Source organism: Rossellomorea pakistanensis, from assembly GCF_016908495.1.
Lineage (GTDB): Bacteria > Bacillota > Bacilli > Bacillales > Bacillaceae_B > Rossellomorea > Rossellomorea pakistanensis.
In genome coordinates, this window is record NZ_JAFBDZ010000003.1 from 759,163 (window position 1) to 774,122 (window position 14,960).

General features: G+C 36.8%; 14 protein-coding genes and 1 riboswitch. Of the genes, 12 read left to right on the top strand and 2 right to left on the bottom strand.

Features of this window, described 5'->3' with window-relative positions:
• Positions 1 to 149 precede the first annotated feature (149 nt).
• A riboswitch (TPP riboswitch) is annotated at positions 150 to 264 on the bottom strand.
• A gap of 163 nt (positions 265 to 427) precedes the next feature.
• The 10 genes from JOC86_RS17625 (at position 428) to JOC86_RS17670 (ending at position 9,518) form a co-directional block, all read left to right on the top strand.
• Positions 428 to 892: a GNAT family N-acetyltransferase gene (locus tag JOC86_RS17625; protein ID WP_205174205.1), complete on the top strand. Its 465-nt coding sequence runs from the start codon at positions 428 to 430 to the stop codon at positions 890 to 892.
• Positions 893 to 1,104: 212 nt separating this feature from the next.
• Complete coding sequence (locus JOC86_RS17630) at positions 1,105 to 1,296, top strand: helix-turn-helix transcriptional regulator (protein WP_199420940.1); 192 nt, start codon at positions 1,105 to 1,107, stop codon at positions 1,294 to 1,296.
• The gene (gene def / locus JOC86_RS17635; protein WP_205174206.1) at positions 1,289 to 1,864 is read left to right on the top strand and encodes a peptide deformylase; all 576 of its coding nucleotides are present in this window, start codon (positions 1,289 to 1,291) and stop codon (positions 1,862 to 1,864) included. Before JOC86_RS17630 ends, def begins: the two co-directional genes overlap by 8 nt.
• A gap of 102 nt (positions 1,865 to 1,966) precedes the next feature.
• The gene (locus JOC86_RS17640) at positions 1,967 to 2,683 is read left to right on the top strand and encodes a sulfite exporter TauE/SafE family protein (protein ID WP_205174207.1); all 717 of its coding nucleotides are present in this window, start codon (positions 1,967 to 1,969) and stop codon (positions 2,681 to 2,683) included.
• A 229-nt stretch (positions 2,684 to 2,912) separates the two neighbouring features.
• Positions 2,913 to 3,152, top strand: a complete 240-nt coding sequence (locus JOC86_RS17645) for a hypothetical protein (protein ID WP_205174208.1) — start codon at positions 2,913 to 2,915, stop codon at positions 3,150 to 3,152.
• A 367-nt stretch (positions 3,153 to 3,519) separates the two neighbouring features.
• Positions 3,520 to 4,848 carry an FAD-dependent oxidoreductase gene (locus JOC86_RS17650; RefSeq protein WP_205174209.1) on the top strand — a complete coding sequence of 443 codons (1,329 nt, stop codon included), beginning with the start codon at positions 3,520 to 3,522 and terminating at the stop codon, positions 4,846 to 4,848.
• Positions 4,849 to 5,062: 214 nt separating this feature from the next.
• Positions 5,063 to 5,542 (top strand): NUDIX domain-containing protein, encoded by a 480-nt coding sequence (locus JOC86_RS17655; RefSeq protein ID WP_205174210.1) that lies wholly within the window; start codon positions 5,063 to 5,065, stop codon positions 5,540 to 5,542.
• Between the two features lie 299 nt (positions 5,543 to 5,841).
• Positions 5,842 to 7,977: a peptidoglycan D,D-transpeptidase FtsI family protein gene (locus JOC86_RS17660; protein ID WP_205174211.1), complete on the top strand. Its 2,136-nt coding sequence runs from the start codon at positions 5,842 to 5,844 to the stop codon at positions 7,975 to 7,977.
• Between the two features lie 195 nt (positions 7,978 to 8,172).
• Complete coding sequence (locus JOC86_RS17665; protein ID WP_205174212.1) at positions 8,173 to 9,033, top strand: AraC family transcriptional regulator; 861 nt, start codon at positions 8,173 to 8,175, stop codon at positions 9,031 to 9,033.
• A 158-nt stretch (positions 9,034 to 9,191) separates the two neighbouring features.
• Positions 9,192 to 9,518, top strand: coding sequence for a CHY zinc finger protein (locus JOC86_RS17670; RefSeq protein ID WP_205174213.1), 327 nt, complete (start codon positions 9,192 to 9,194; stop codon positions 9,516 to 9,518).
• A gap of 72 nt (positions 9,519 to 9,590) precedes the next feature.
• Here JOC86_RS17670 and JOC86_RS17675 read toward each other — a convergent pair whose 3' ends face one another.
• Positions 9,591 to 10,367: a SurA N-terminal domain-containing protein gene (locus JOC86_RS17675; RefSeq protein WP_338021773.1), complete on the bottom strand. Its 777-nt coding sequence runs from the start codon at positions 10,365 to 10,367 to the stop codon at positions 9,591 to 9,593.
• A 429-nt stretch (positions 10,368 to 10,796) separates the two neighbouring features.
• On the opposite strand from JOC86_RS17675, the gene JOC86_RS17680 reads away from it, so the two are divergent.
• Positions 10,797 to 11,384: a VanZ family protein gene (locus JOC86_RS17680; RefSeq protein WP_205174214.1), complete on the top strand. Its 588-nt coding sequence runs from the start codon at positions 10,797 to 10,799 to the stop codon at positions 11,382 to 11,384.
• 158 nt (positions 11,385 to 11,542) lie between these two features.
• Entirely contained in the window at positions 11,543 to 13,144 is a 1,602-nt protein-coding gene (locus tag JOC86_RS17685; RefSeq protein ID WP_205174215.1) for an amidohydrolase, read from the top strand.
• Positions 13,145 to 13,231: 87 nt separating this feature from the next.
• Here JOC86_RS17685 and JOC86_RS17690 read toward each other — a convergent pair whose 3' ends face one another.
• Positions 13,232 to 13,591 (bottom strand): hypothetical protein, encoded by a 360-nt coding sequence (locus JOC86_RS17690; protein WP_205174216.1) that lies wholly within the window; start codon positions 13,589 to 13,591, stop codon positions 13,232 to 13,234.
• Between the last annotated feature and the right edge of the window lie 1,369 nt (positions 13,592 to 14,960).

A 14,960-nucleotide genomic window follows, 5' to 3' on the forward strand; every position in this document is an offset into this window, starting at 1 on the left:
TATAGATCTCTCCCTTTTCATTTTTGAAATAGTAACGGACAAGATCTGGTGCATAACAGTGCCATAGCTGAATTGAAGTACATAAAATAGCCGGATCCATCCATATTGGAAGGACCCGGCTAATATGTAGAAGTCTTTAATACTCAAATATTGCTCACACTAAACTTCCCTACGCTGGTATGAACCAGATCAGGTCCGAAGAGTCAAGAAACTTCAACGCGTTTCTCTCTCAGCCCAGCTCATTGGACACCCCTAGTTTTACTATTAAGTTTTCATATCCATATTACACTAGACTCTATGGGAATGGAAGAGACAATCAAAAATTATTTGAAAGAATATAGGATAATTTGATTCGTCGTTGGATGAAACAAAAGAGTAATAGAAATGTAGTAAAATTAAGAATATAAAATATTTAGAGGTGAAACGAATGATTCAATTAGAAAGAATGGGTCAGCGAGATTTCTACAACTATTTGGAGTTTATGGTTCCAGAATACGCTAGAAGTATCTCAGCTAATTTTAACCTACCTTTTGAAAAAGCCAAGGTAGAATCTGAAGAGCTCTTAGAGAAGCTTTTTCCAGATGGACTACATACGAAAGATCAGTATATCTATAATGTCTATGATTCTAGTGAGAACAAGAAGGTTGGAGTCCTATGGTACAAGATTAAAAAGGAAATGAGCCAAGCTTTTCTTTATCATATTTATATTAACGAAGAATCAAGAGGGAAGGGATACGGGTCGGCAGTGTTAGAGGAATTGGAAAGGAAAGCAAAAGAGCATGAGGTCACGTCATTAGCATTAAATGTATTTGGAAATAACGAAAGGGCTTATGAACTTTATAAAAAATTTGGTTATGAAACTTCATCGATTGCTATGAAGAAATCATTGTAGGAATAATTAATGAAGCGGGAAATTTATCTTGTTTATTGGGGTAGTGTTCTAAAGTTGGAACACTGCTTTTTCATCTGGCTATTCGAATTAAAGCGTATAAAAAATTTCAGCTACTAAATCTTTGCTAATAAGCAAAAGTGTCCAAAGTTATTGACATGGTTGTGCAAGTTGTTAAAATAATGATGTCCAATTCTTTTGACATAGGTGATGTAATGAAAAATAAAATTAAAACAATACGAAAAAAATTAGGGATTACACAAGAGAAACTTGCCAAGGAGTGTGGGGTAGTGAGGCAAACCATCAATTGTATAGAAAATGATAAATATGACCCTACGCTGGAACTGGCATTCAAATTATCAAAAATATTAAAAGTAAAGGTAGATGAATTGTTTATTTATGAGTAAATTTCATTCTAATTATATAATTTCGATGAAAGATATTATAAGGGAAGGGAACCAAATTCTACATCAAGCTACACAAGAAGTATTGGTCCCACCTACTGAAGAAGACAAAGAGACATTAATTTGCATGATGAACTTCTTGAAAAATAGTCAAGATCCAGATCTGGCAAAAAAATACAAATTACGTGCAGGAGTAGGATTATCGGCAAATCAGATTGGCTTGAATAAGCGAATGTTTGCAGCGTATTTGACCGATGAGAAGGGGAAACAACATGAATATTCACTTATTAATCCAAAAATAGTGAGTCATTCTATCTCCTTGATTTATTTACCACAAAGCGAAGGCTGCCTCTCTGTTGATCGTGATATAAAAGGGTTTATACCGAGGTATGAGCGGATAAAAGTGAAAGGGTTTAATTTATCGGGAGAAGAGATATTATTAAAACTTAGCGGATATTCTTCCATAGTTATTCAACATGAAATAGACCATCTAAATGGAATTATGTTTTATGACCGGATTAATCATGAAAACCCATTTGCACTACCAGAAAACAGTAAAAGTTTATACTGATGCTTACATTTCAAATATTTATTGAGTAATGCCATTTTCATTTAAAGAAATTATTTTAAGTCGTAAAAATACTTCGATGATTAAACGTATTGGAGGTCTAAATTGAATACCGTTATTATTTTTATTTGCATTATTTTAATCGCATCAATACTCCAAACAAGTACTGGCTTTGGGTTCTCAATCATGGCAACACCTTTTTTGCTGCTGATTTTTTTACCTCAAGAAGCGATTCAAATCAATCTCATTTTATCCTTGCTAATTTCACTTTCATTAATTTATAAAATTAGAAAGGAAATTGATTATCCTCTGTTAAAAAGATTTATTATTGGCAGCATTGCCGGTGTCCCATTTGGGAGTTTAGTCTTTATGTCGATTAATGTTGATCACTTAAAGTTTATTGTCAGTGTAATTATTCTGGTACTCACGTTGTTCATGATGGTGAATCTTAAGATTAAAACCACTCCATTTCGAGATTATTTAGTTGGTGGATTATCTGGAGTGTTAACAACGAGTATTGGTATGCCTGGTCCACCGCTATTGCTTTATTTTACTGGAACGGACACAGGAAAAGAAAAGGTTCGAGCAACTACACTAGCTTTTTATCTTTTTATTTATTTAATAAGTCTTGGAACACAAGTCGTTACAGTAGGGACCAATATGACCGTTTGGAAATCGAGTTTGTATGCCATTCCGCTTGTTATTCTTGGATTGGTATTGGGGCAATTCCTATTTAAATGGTTCAACCAACGTGTTTTTAGAATTTTTACATATGTCCTTCTGATTTCTACAGGAGTGTATCTTCTGATTGATAGTTTGTGATTGTGAGTTATATTTGAAGCAATGTTTCGAATGCATCTTGAAGTGCCGCAGACGAAAATTGTGAGAGTTAAGGCTGCAGAATAGCAACAAAGTATATTTTGTTATATAATATAAGGAAACATTTAATCATTTTTTTTAAAATATTAATAATTTGTGTTTTAGAATGAAATGTATTATCATAATATTTAAAAAATAATATTCTTTCTGAAAGGAGAGTACTGATTTTCAAATGGATGATCCCTCGAGTAAGAAGGTATCGAAGATTTATCGAAAGTTGGTTACCTCTAACGAAGTAAAAGCCTATCTGATTTACGAAAGACTTAATGATGAAATGAAAGCAAAACTTAGAGAAAAGCTGAAAGAAAATCAATCAGCTTCTTCGCAACACCTGCTCAAATTGATTGATCAGGATTATATGGCAACATCAATGAATAAAGACATCGCTGTCACAAAGGTGGATAGCCTATAAATTATAAATTATAAATTATTTATTAGAGGAGATGGAGTTAATGACTTCATCTTCTTTTTGATTTTGGTTATTTTCTAAAAGATTATTGTTTTTTAGTACATATTTTTTTGTAAAAAGGTTGGTTGGAGCGGAGATCTCACTGCCCACACCGCGGAAGTTGATATCCCTCCGCTCTAACCAACTTACTACTTTTCAAATTAGAACAATGTGTTGCCAAAAATATAATATGATTGTGAAATATATCACAAATTTGTTGATTTTATTGATATCTCATTGTATACTATATTCAAAGTTAGTTTGTGAATTATTTCACATATAATTGTGAAGTTCTTCACAAAAACATTTTAACTTTAAAGGAGTCTTTAACATGAAAATTGTTGTCATTGGGTGTACACATGCAGGGACCGCAGCTGTGAAGAATATGGCTGAGTTGTATCCAGAAGCAACCATCACAGTTTATGAAAAAAACGATAATGTTTCTTTTCTTTCATGCGGTATTGCCCTTTATGTCGGTGGAGTAGCGAAGGATCCAAATCAATTATTTTATTCATCTCCTGAAGAACTAGCCAAACAAGGAATACAAATGAACATGAAACATGAAGTGTTAAATATAAATACTAAGCACAAATTCATTACGGTAAAGGATATCGTAACGGGGGAGGTTAAAGAAGATACGTTTGATAAGCTCGTCATGGCAACGGGGTCATGGCCGATCATCCCTCGAATTGAAGGAATTGAGTTAGAAAATATCCTACTATCCAAAAACTTCAAGCAAGCCAATACGATTATCGAAAAAGCGAAGGAAGCACAAAACATTACTGTGATAGGTGCCGGTTATATTGGAGTTGAATTAGTCGAAGCATTTGAACAGTATGGTAAAAAGGTCACATTGATTGACGGGGAGGATCGAATTTTAAATAAATATTTAGACAAGGATTTTACAACTATTCTCGAGGAAGAATTTAATCGTCGCAATATTACGTTAGCACTTGAACAAACAGTAACTCGGTTTACAGGAGAGGATGGAAAAGTGAACAAAGTGATCACGACAAAAGGGGAGTACGAGACAGATCTAGTCATCCTTTGTGTGGGGTTCCGTCCAAATACGGACTTGTTAAAAGGGCAAGTCGATATGCTACCAAACGGTGCAATTATTGTTAATGAATTTATGCAAACGAGTAATCCTACTATTTTCGCAGCGGGGGATAGCTGTGCGGTTACTTATAATCCAACAGGTGATCATCGTTATATTCCACTTGCTACGAATGCTGTTAGGATGGGGACGTTAGTGGCGCATAACATCGAGGATCAGAGGGTGAAATACCAAGGCACACAAGGAACATCTGGGCTGCATATCTACGAATATAATATGGCATCTACAGGTTTAACCGAGGTAACGGCGAAGCAAGCTGGAATTTCATACAAAGTGATAGATTTAGAGGAAAATAACCGCCCAGAATTTATGCCAACATATGAACCAGTAAAAATAAAAGTTTTATATGAAAAGGATACAAGAAAAATCCTCGGGGCACAAATTATTTCAAAAGCTGATATGACACAAATGATCAATACGATGTCCGTTTGCATTCAGAACGATATGACGATTGATGAACTAGGCTTTGTGGATTTCTTCTTTCAGCCACATTTTAATAAACCTTGGAATCTGTTGAACCAAGCGGGATTATTGGCTTTGTGATAGGGATAAGTGTTGATTAGTTAAATGTCTGAATTTAAGAAGTGTAAAATCGTTGCTGATGATACACTTCTTTTTTTGATTAGATATGGTGGAACAATAAGTTTGAAAAGCATTAATTATTTTAAGGTTTTTATAATTTAAGTAAATTAGGCAATTTTAAGATAGATAAAATGGTAGAATGATAGGGTGAAAAAAGACAAAAGGAGCCGTGACGATGAACTGGAATGAGTTTGAGACACAGCTATATACAATGGTAATGGTGGAAAGAGAAGGCGAAGTCTTATTGGTGAAACGCCCAGATAGAAAAGGCTTTCCAGGACATATTGCTCCAGGCGGTAAAATAGACTTTCCAGAAAGCCCTGCTGAAGGGGCGATTCGAGAGGTTCGCGAAGAGACGGGCTTGAAAGTGGAGCGGTTGATCTTTAAAGGGATTGAAGAATTTGTTATTCCACATAAGAAGTTTCGTTATACAGTCTATAATTACATAGCAAAAGAAGTTAGTGGGGACTTGCTTGAGAATCCACCAGAAGGAGAGCTTGTATGGGTAAAGAAAGGTGAAGCGCTGGAGCTTCCCATGCAATCTTGGTTCAAGCGTCGTTTTCCATACTTCTTTAAAGCTGGAACCTTTGAAATCCATTCAAAATGGAATGGGGAAAATCGAGGAGAGGCAGAGGTGTCGATCAGAGAACTGTAATGGATGTACTACCCGAAATTTGTCGATTGAAAAAGGTAAAGCCGCGAAATCAGTAATGATTTCACGGCTTTTTTAATAAAGATTTTTCGGGTGGTGCCAGGCACGCCCCGGATTTTGACGAAATTTGTCGTCTGTGTAATTCGAATGAAACTTTGGGAAAAAGAGGTAGATATGTAGGCGATTTTTCTATAAAATGAATGTATGACATTATTATTGAATTTTTAACAATATCACCCATAGAAAGGATTTTCTAGTTGAATAAAAAGAAGAAAAAGAAAAAAACCCATGTCCCATTTAGGATGAATCTACTGTTTTTTGCTGTTTTTATTTTATTCTCACTTTTAGTCATTCGCCTTGGCGTTGTACAAATCGTTAAAGGAAGTGAATACAAAAAAGAGGTAGAGCGTACAGAAGATATCATGGTACGTAACGGCACACCCCGTGGTAAAATTTATGATCGTTACGGGAATGTAATGGTCGATAATGTCCCATTAAACGCCATTACCTATACGAGAGCACAATCTACTCAACCAGATGAAATGTTAGATGTAGCTGAAAAGCTTGCTCCCCTTATTAAAATGGACACCGAAAAAATTACTACACGTGACCGTAAAGATTTTTGGCTGCTAACACATTCTGAAAAAGCAAAGAAACTAGTAACAAAAGAAGAGCTTCAAAAACTGGAAGCAAACGAAGAGCTTACAAAAGATGATGTTAATAAAGAAGTATACCAGAGACAGCTCGAAAGAATTACTGAAAAGGATATCAAATCATTTGACAATAACGAACTGGAAGTCCTTGCTATATTCCGTGAATTTAACACGGGCTATGCGTTAACTCCACAAATTATTAAGAACAAAGGGGTAACCCCTGAGGAAATGGCTCGTGTAAGTGAACATTTGGATCAACTTCCAGGCGTAAACGTCACAACGGATTGGGAACGAACGTATGTGTATGATGATACATTAAGAACGATCCTTGGGAATGTTTCTTCCTCTAGAGAAGGACTTCCAAGCGAGTTAGTCAATTATTATACTGCACAAGGATATTCCCTTAACGATCGTGTTGGAACAAGTTATGTTGAAGCTCAATATGAAGATGTTCTGCAAGGACAAAAGGAAAAAATCAAGAACATTACTAAAGATGGAAGTGTATTAGATACTCAATTAATTAGTGAAGGCTATCGAGGCAAGGATGTTGTCCTGACCATTGATATGCGTTTACAGAAAGAAATTGAAAAGATTGTGGAAGAAGAACTATACGGACAAATCCAGAAAGGCTGGCAATCTCCTTACTTAGATCGCGCATTTGTCGTCATGATGGACCCTCATACCGGGGAGCTTCTGGCGATGGTTGGGAAGAAATATGGGAAAAACTCTGAGACTGGTAAGTATGAAATGCAGGATTATGCTCTAGGTACTTTTACTTCTTCTTATGAAGCAGGGTCAGCTGTGAAGGGTGCAACGGTGTTGACTGGGTATATGACAGGGAATCTGTATCCAGGGGAAACATTAGTTGACGAACCGATTTTAATTCAAGGATCAAAACCTAAAACTTCTTGGTTTAACAAATCTGGAAGAAAATTAATGTCTGATTTATTTGCTTTGGAAAAGTCATCAAACTCTTATATGTGGAAGATAGCTTTCCGTATCGGAGGAGATACCTATATTCCGAACGCACCTGTAGATTTTAATTCAAACTCATTTAAAATTGTAAGAAATCACTTTAGCCAATTTGGATTAGGAATACCAACTGGAATTGACCTTCCAGGCGAAATGTCAGGATATCAAGGTTCATCGAGAAAACCAGGATTTTTATTAGACTTAGTGATTGGTCAGTATGATACCTATACTCCAATGCAACTTGTTCAATACGCATCTACAATTGCAAATGGTGGTAGTCGAGTTGAACCACATATTATGAAACAAGTCAGAGAACCAGATAATGATAAAGGTAGCCTAGGACCGATCATTTATGAAAATGAACCGAAAGTATTAAACAGAATTAATGCGACACCAGATGAAATTAATCAAGTTCAACGTGGATTTTATCGTGTTGCACATGGAAGTGATGGAACGGCGAATAACTTTGCGAATGCACCTTATGATGCAGCAGCAAAGTCTGGTACAGCTGAGGCATTTTATAAAGGACCAAATATGGAAAAGGCAGTAGAAACCTATAACACCACACTAATCGGCTATGCTCCATATGATTCACCTGAAATTGCTTTTTCCGTATTTGTCCCATGGTCGCATCAAGACAAAGATCCATATGTAAACAAAGTAATAGCTAAAAGAGTTATGGACAAATACTTCGAACTCAAGAAGCAATCTGAAAAAGAAGGACTTTTTGATGCAGCAGTTGAAAGCGAAGTTCGAAACGCAGATGAAGCAGAAGAGCTCCAAGAACAAGAAAGACAAGAAAACATCGAATAACAAAGAAGCCGCTCAAAAAAGAGCGGCTTTCTTAAACAATTGAATAAAGAAAATTCGGGTGGTGCCAGGCACGACCCGAAATATGTCGAATCTGATTTCCAGTTGAATAGGGTTAAAATCTGTCCGAGGAAAGCAAGGAATGACAGGTGATGTGTTGGTTATAGCATTAAGATTGAATCAGAGAGGATGGATGGAATGGAGGCTTTTCAACGGTTTAACGAGAGCATCACGTATATTGAGGATCACCTAGAGCTTGAAATCGATATTGATGAGGTGGCTCGGGTAGCTTGTGTTTCAAAGTTCCATTATCAACGAATGTTCAATATGTTAACTGGTTTTACTACTGGTGAGTATATACGAAATCGCCGTTTAACTCTTGCTGCCCAAGAACTTGCAGGGTCCCAAGTCAAAGTCATTGATGTGGCTTTGAAATACGGATATGAAACACCTGAATCTTTTTCGAAAGCGTTTCGAAGAGCACATGGAGTCAGTCCATCTCAGGTTAAGGGCCAAGGGATACAATTGAAAGCTTTCCCACGTTTATCCTTTCAAATTCAATTAAAAGGAGAAAAGGAAATGAACTACAAAATTGAAGACAGACCTAGTTTTAAAGTAATTGGTAATGGGATTCGTACGAGCATGGCTAATGGAGAAAACAATAAAAATATTTCTAATTTTTGGGTTGAATCTCATCAGAATGGTTCAGTGAAAGAATTAGAGCGTCATATGGGTGATTTAGGAGTGCTTGGAGTATGTATGGACTTTGACCATGACGCAGAGGAGATTACTTACCTTATCGCCGTTGAAAAAGGGAACAGAGAAGCTGATAAGAAGTATATCGAAAAGGAGATTCCTGCAGCCACATGGGCAATATTTGAGTCTGTTGGAGCAATGCCTGACGCGATTCAAAATGTCTGGGAACGGATCTATTCTGAATGGTTTCCATCCACAGGGTACGAGCAAGCAGATGGTCCACAACTAGAAGTCTACCCTGCAGAGGATGCCTATGCTGATGACTACCGATGCGAAGTATGGATTCCAATCAAAAAGAAATAATATTAGTGCCATACTGAATTAGAAGAAGCCTGCGGAATAAATCCGCAGGCTTCTTCTAATTAGTAGGAAATCGATCAATAAGATAGAATAGTATTAAATAAAGATTTTTCGACGCGTGCCAGGCACGACCCGGAATTTGTCGAAAGGGAGGGGTCTTTATGATTGTTCATGGTGTAGTGGTGAAAGGGGTCGAGGTGGATTCGCAGACCCGCTGCAAACATTATCATACGGAGAGGGATATTATTGCAATTAAGTTTAAATGCTGCGATACCTATTATCCGTGTCATTTATGTCACGAAGAATGTGCAGACCACAAGGCATTGACCTGGCCAAAGGAAGAGTGGAATGAGAAGGCGATCCTGTGTGGAAACTGTGGTGAGGAATTAACAATTAACGAATATATGAATTCTAAATCCACCTGTCCAAACTGTTCTGCATCTTTCAATCCAGGTTGCCAGCTGCATTATCATTTGTATTTTGATTAAAATTAGGGTAAAAGGGAGACTTATTTCTAGTAAATGAATCAAAAAAAGCAGCCATCATCGGCTGCTTTTCCATTAAATTAACACTTCAACTTTTGCATCTTTTTTCAGCTTCTCAACATGTTGAACAATTTTTTCTTGTTTTTTCTGGTTTTCTAGTTGCCCTTTAATTGTTTCTTTAACTTCTTCATACTTAGGTGCTTCTTGACCTGCAGCTTTAGCTTGTTCGGCCATTTGGTCATATTGCTTTTTCATTTCATCTTCTTTTACTTCTCCTGCTGAAATTTCTTTATCCATATACTTTGTATACTGAATATTTTCAGCAATTTGAACTTTTAATTGGTCTTCGGTCATATTATTTTCTTTTAGCACTTTTTCAAATTGGCCTTTTTCTTTATATTGCTCTTTCAATTTTTCAAGTTCTTTGTTTACTTCATCAGCAGAGGCAGTGTAACCTTTCTTCTCAGCATCTTGGAGAAGTAATGTTTGACCAACGAGACTTTCAATTACTTGATCTTTTACTTGTTTTGAAATTTCTTTGGACGTTGGGTCTTGTCCCATTTGAGCATATTGCATTTGCAATTGATTAAGAAGAACATTGTAGTCACTACCTAGTAGCTCTTCATCATTAACGACGGCGACTTTTTTATCTTCTTTTAGTTTTTGCTTATCCATTTTCTTTTGCATTTCTTCCATTTGTTTCTTTGCGTCTTCTTCATTTTTAGCGGTTTCTTCTTGTTTGTTTTCTTTATTTGTGTCGTCTTTTTTTGCTTCCTCATTTCCTCCGCAGGCAGCTAACACTACAATCACTAAACCTGTTAGAAGGGTTACCAGCATTTTTTTCATTTTCATTAGAAATGAACTCCTTTCTATAACCTCTTAAATTTTTTGAGAAAGGTTATTGAAAAATCACTTAATGCGGATTGTACATCATAATCACAAAAAAAGAAAGTGATTCGACAAAACTCGGGCCGTGCCTGGCACGACCCGGTTTTTCTTGGGGAGGGACCTTTGGCTTGTTTGAGATAGGGAGAGAGCGGTTTGGAGCTATTTTTTTTGTGGGAATGATCTGTTTTTGTACTTTTTGTGACAATTCCTTTCATCTATTTTGGGATTTCATTCCTATATGATATAGTAATTTGGTCCAAACGGAGGAATTATCGGAAAATACACTTAATTTGACTTAGGTCCTCCCTGGTAAAATATTTTCCAATGAAGATTCTCTTAAATATTGTTAAATTAAAATAAACAAAAGATTACAAACATAAAATAGGGTAAGAAATGAAGGAGAAAGTAGGCTTAGGTATGATAGAGCTTTGGAGACAATTTAGTTGGGTGATCCCAATCATGGCATTAGCTACGGCTGCACTTATAGTTGTCGTTTATATATGGAATCAGAAAAAGGGTGTCGTACGTTGGATTGACCTCATTCCACCATTGTTCACTATCATTTCCCTGGGAGGGATTTTTCTCATTACGCTTTCACCGCTTGTTCCAGGTGTTGCCCTCCAGGGTGAGACAAATTTCCAACCCTTTGAAAACCTTAAACTGAATCTCGTCTACCGAAACCACCTTGATGTGCCGATCCGAAATCTATCAGCAAATATTGCTCTTTTCATTCCGTTTGCGTTCTTCTATGCTTGGTGGATACGAAGAGGGAAATGGATTATCATCAGAACAACTTTAATAGGGTCTTTTCTATCAATTGTTATTGAATTTGCTCAATATCAGTTCCCACTGGGACGCTCCACGGATATAGATGATTGGATGATGAACACATTGGGAACCATCGTTGGAGCGATTCTTTTAGTGATCATTCTGAAGCTGTATCGTAAAGGGATTATTTATAATAATAGTAAGAGCGCTTGATTTGAAATTTCAAGCGCTCTTTTTTATGAAGATTATGCCATCTTATCAATACCAATGTTTACGATAACAGTCTATTTTTAGAAGAAACAATACGATTACCGTCTATTATATGGGGTACTGAGAAAATAGGACGAATTAGATTTCAGGGGGAGGAGAAAATGAAAATCATCGATAATGTTTACTTATTTAGACCAGATAAAGTAGAAAATATGAAGGATATCTATCATCTTGTGATAGATAATGGGATCATTCAGGGCATCCATAAAGGATGTTCACATAAATCAGGTGATGAGGTTATTGATGGTCAACAAAGGACATTGATGCCTTCTTTTACAGATTCACATATCCATCTGCTCCGATATGGTTTGATGAAAAAGGAATTAGACCTTAGGAAGGTCACAACTTGGGATGAGGTAAAAATGATTGTACATGATGAGTATTTGGAGAAAGAAATGGAAGAGCATGAATGGGTTGTAGGCAGGGGGATAATTGACAGTCAGCTTAAAGATATCGATCATTTATTAACCGCAAAAGATTTAAAAGAATTAAAACTAGATAAACCTATGTTCTTCCTTCATGACGATGGACATGAGTGTATAGTAAATGATGTGGCTTTAAGAATAATCAAAAAAGATAAAGACATTGCAAAATATCATGATCGTTTTATTGAAAAAGATGAGATGGGTAATTGGACTGGACGATTTAAAGACACTGCTGTCCATTTTATAAAATTTCATTTCCGTGAAAAGTCTGAAGAAGAAATCTATCAAGCTGTCCTAGCAGGATTGCCGCATTTATTAGAATACGGAATAACTTCAGTTCATACCGATGACCTAAATTATGCAGGTTCCTATGATAAAGTTTGGAAAACCTACACAGATCTTGAAAAGCAAGGGAAGCTGCCTATCCGTGTTTATTTACATCATTATATTTATCATCTTGAGGACTTGGAAAATTTTCTGGAAAACGATCCTAAACGGACAGGGGATGGAACAGAAAAAGTTCGGGTCGGTGCCATTAAAATTTTCTTGGACGGTACACAAAGGCTGCATACGGCTGCAATGAGAAAACCGTATCAAGACAAGCCTGAAACAAATGGAGAATTGATTTATACACAGCATCAATTAAATGAAATCGTACAATTGGCAGATGATCAAAACATGCAGGTAACCATGCATGCTATTGGGGATCGTACTATTGAGCAAGCGATTACTGCACTTGAAAAGGTTGGTACAGCTAAAATGAGACACCGTATCATTCACGCTCAAGTTCTCGGGCATGATTTGTTAGAGCGGTTAGCAAAGCTTAAACCTTATATAGAAATCCAACCAAGCTTTATCATGGAGGAACATGACCGAACGGCAAATTGGGTGGGAAATGATTTAGAGAAATATTGTAATGCGTGGAATTCAGTTGATCATTTGGGTATCCCATATACAAGTAGCTCTGATAGTCCAATCGGATATTTATCCCCAATGTTAGGAATTCATGCAGCCGTTAACCGTACGGATCTTTTGGGACAGCCAGAAGGTGGGTGGATTCCCGATGAGAAACTTACCGTACGACAAATCGCTTCTGCCTACACAGAGACTCCGGCATACTTAGAATTTCAAGAAAACTTTCGTGGCAAAATTGAAATAGGATATGCAGCAGATTTTATTCTTTTATCTGAAAATCCCATTGAAGTAGGTAGCCAGGATATTAAACATATAGAAGTGATGGAGTCATGGGTAGGTGGTGAACGGGTTTATAAAAAATAAGATTTTAAATTAACATACACCACATTTTTTAAATCGCAACCTATGATTCAGCAAAGCTGGTCATTGATTGCGATTCTTTTTAAGAAACTAATGCAGCTTTTGCGGAAACTTTAAAGGGGTGTCGATTGTCTGTTGATCGTGATATCCTCGATAGGACACGACCTTGTGATCATCCGTATAAACATCAAGTTCCAATATATGTTGTCCTTTTGTCTCTAAGTAATAATGAATATGATCAGATTCTAAATGGTAATGAGAAAATGTGAGTCCTAGTAATTCTTTATTGTTCTTTTCTGTATTTGGATGAGTTTTGATAAAGGTAGCTAGTTGATTCACAGTAGCTGAAGGAGTTCCAGTAATAGCAAAGAGTTTTTCTCTTACATAAGTATTGGCTTGATAATAGGCTGATTTAGCCGTTTCTACAAAATTATTCAAATAACCGTCCATAATTATACCTCCATTAATAGTGTTATTTTATTGTTTGTTTTTTTCTAAAAAACATTCAAAGGAGGTATATCGATTACTGTTCAAGAATTCCAGAAAAACTCAATCCAACATAAAATACCGAGATGTCTAAAAACCATGATTACCGTGGTTTTTAGACATCTCAATTTATTTAACAATTATGAATGATCTTTTTCTATGTACGATTTTATAGATCATGCTTTCATGACTGGGATGAATGCCCTTATTCCTGTGACTTGATCCCATTTGGGCTTTCATGACTCGGATGTATGCCCTTATTCTTGTGACAGGACTTAATTCGGGCTTTCATGACTGGGATGAATGCCCTTATTCCTGTGACAGGACTTAATTCGGGCTTTCATGACTGGGATGAATGCCCTTATTCTTGTGATTTGATCCCATTTGGGCTTTCATGACTCGGGTGAATGCCCTTATTCTTGTGACTTGATCCCATTTGGGCTTTCATAACTGGGATGAATGCCCTTTTCCAGTGACTCGACTTAATTTGGGCTTTCATGACTCGGATGAATGCCCTTATTCTTGTGATTTGATCCAATTCGGGCTTTCATGACTGGGATGAATGCCCTTATTCCTGTGACTTGATCCCATTTGGGCTTTCATGACTGGGATGAATGCCCTTATTCCTGTGACATGACCTAATTCGGGCTTTCATGACTGGGATGAATGCCCTTTTTCCAGTGACTCGACTTAATTTGGGCTTTCATGACTGGGATGAATGCCCTTATTCTTGTGACTTGATCCAATTCGGGCTTTCATAACTCAGATGAACGCCCTATTTCTTGTGACTTGACTTAATTTGGGCTTTCATAATTCGGATGGATGCCCTTATTCCTGTGACTTGATCCAATTCGGGCTTTCATAACTCAGATGAATGCCCTTTTTCCTAAGACTTGATCCAATTCGGGCTTTCATGACTTGGATGAATGCCCTTTTTCCAGTGACTCGACTTAATTTGGGCTTTCATGACTGGGATGAATGCCCTTATTCTTGTGACTTGATCCAATTCGGGCTTTCATAACTCAGATGAACGCCCTATTTCTTGTGACTTGACTTAATTTGGGCTTTCATAATTCGGATGGATGCCCTTATTCCTGTGACTTGATCCAATTCGGGCTTTCATAACTCAGATGAATGCCCTTTTTCCTAAGACTTGATCCAATTCGGGCTTTCATAACTCAGATGAATGCCCTTATTCTTGTGATTTGATCCAATTTGGGCTTTCATGACTGGGATGAATGCCCTTATTCCTGTGACTTGATCCAATTCGGGCTTTCATAACTCAGATGAATGCCCTTTTTCCTAAGACTTGATCCAATTCGGGCTTTCATAA

Coding starts and splice junctions, on each gene's coding strand:
- JOC86_RS17625 (WP_205174205.1), top strand. CDS start 428: ATGATTCAATTAGAAAGAATGGGTCAGCGAGATTTCTACAACTATTTG.
- JOC86_RS17630 (WP_199420940.1), top strand. CDS start 1,105: ATGAAAAATAAAATTAAAACAATACGAAAAAAATTAGGGATTACACAA.
- def (WP_205174206.1), top strand. CDS start 1,289: ATGAGTAAATTTCATTCTAATTATATAATTTCGATGAAAGATATTATA.
- JOC86_RS17645 (WP_205174208.1), top strand. CDS start 2,913: ATGGATGATCCCTCGAGTAAGAAGGTATCGAAGATTTATCGAAAGTTG.
- JOC86_RS17650 (WP_205174209.1), top strand. CDS start 3,520: ATGAAAATTGTTGTCATTGGGTGTACACATGCAGGGACCGCAGCTGTG.
- JOC86_RS17655 (WP_205174210.1), top strand. CDS start 5,063: ATGAACTGGAATGAGTTTGAGACACAGCTATATACAATGGTAATGGTG.
- JOC86_RS17660 (WP_205174211.1), top strand. CDS start 5,842: ATGAATCTACTGTTTTTTGCTGTTTTTATTTTATTCTCACTTTTAGTC.
- JOC86_RS17665 (WP_205174212.1), top strand. CDS start 8,173: ATGGAGGCTTTTCAACGGTTTAACGAGAGCATCACGTATATTGAGGAT.
- JOC86_RS17670 (WP_205174213.1), top strand. CDS start 9,192: ATGATTGTTCATGGTGTAGTGGTGAAAGGGGTCGAGGTGGATTCGCAG.
- JOC86_RS17675 (WP_338021773.1), bottom strand. CDS start 10,367: ATGAAAATGAAAAAAATGCTGGTAACCCTTCTAACAGGTTTAGTGATT.
- JOC86_RS17680 (WP_205174214.1), top strand. CDS start 10,797: ATGAAGGAGAAAGTAGGCTTAGGTATGATAGAGCTTTGGAGACAATTT.
- JOC86_RS17685 (WP_205174215.1), top strand. CDS start 11,543: ATGAAAATCATCGATAATGTTTACTTATTTAGACCAGATAAAGTAGAA.
- JOC86_RS17690 (WP_205174216.1), bottom strand. CDS start 13,591: ATGGACGGTTATTTGAATAATTTTGTAGAAACGGCTAAATCAGCCTAT.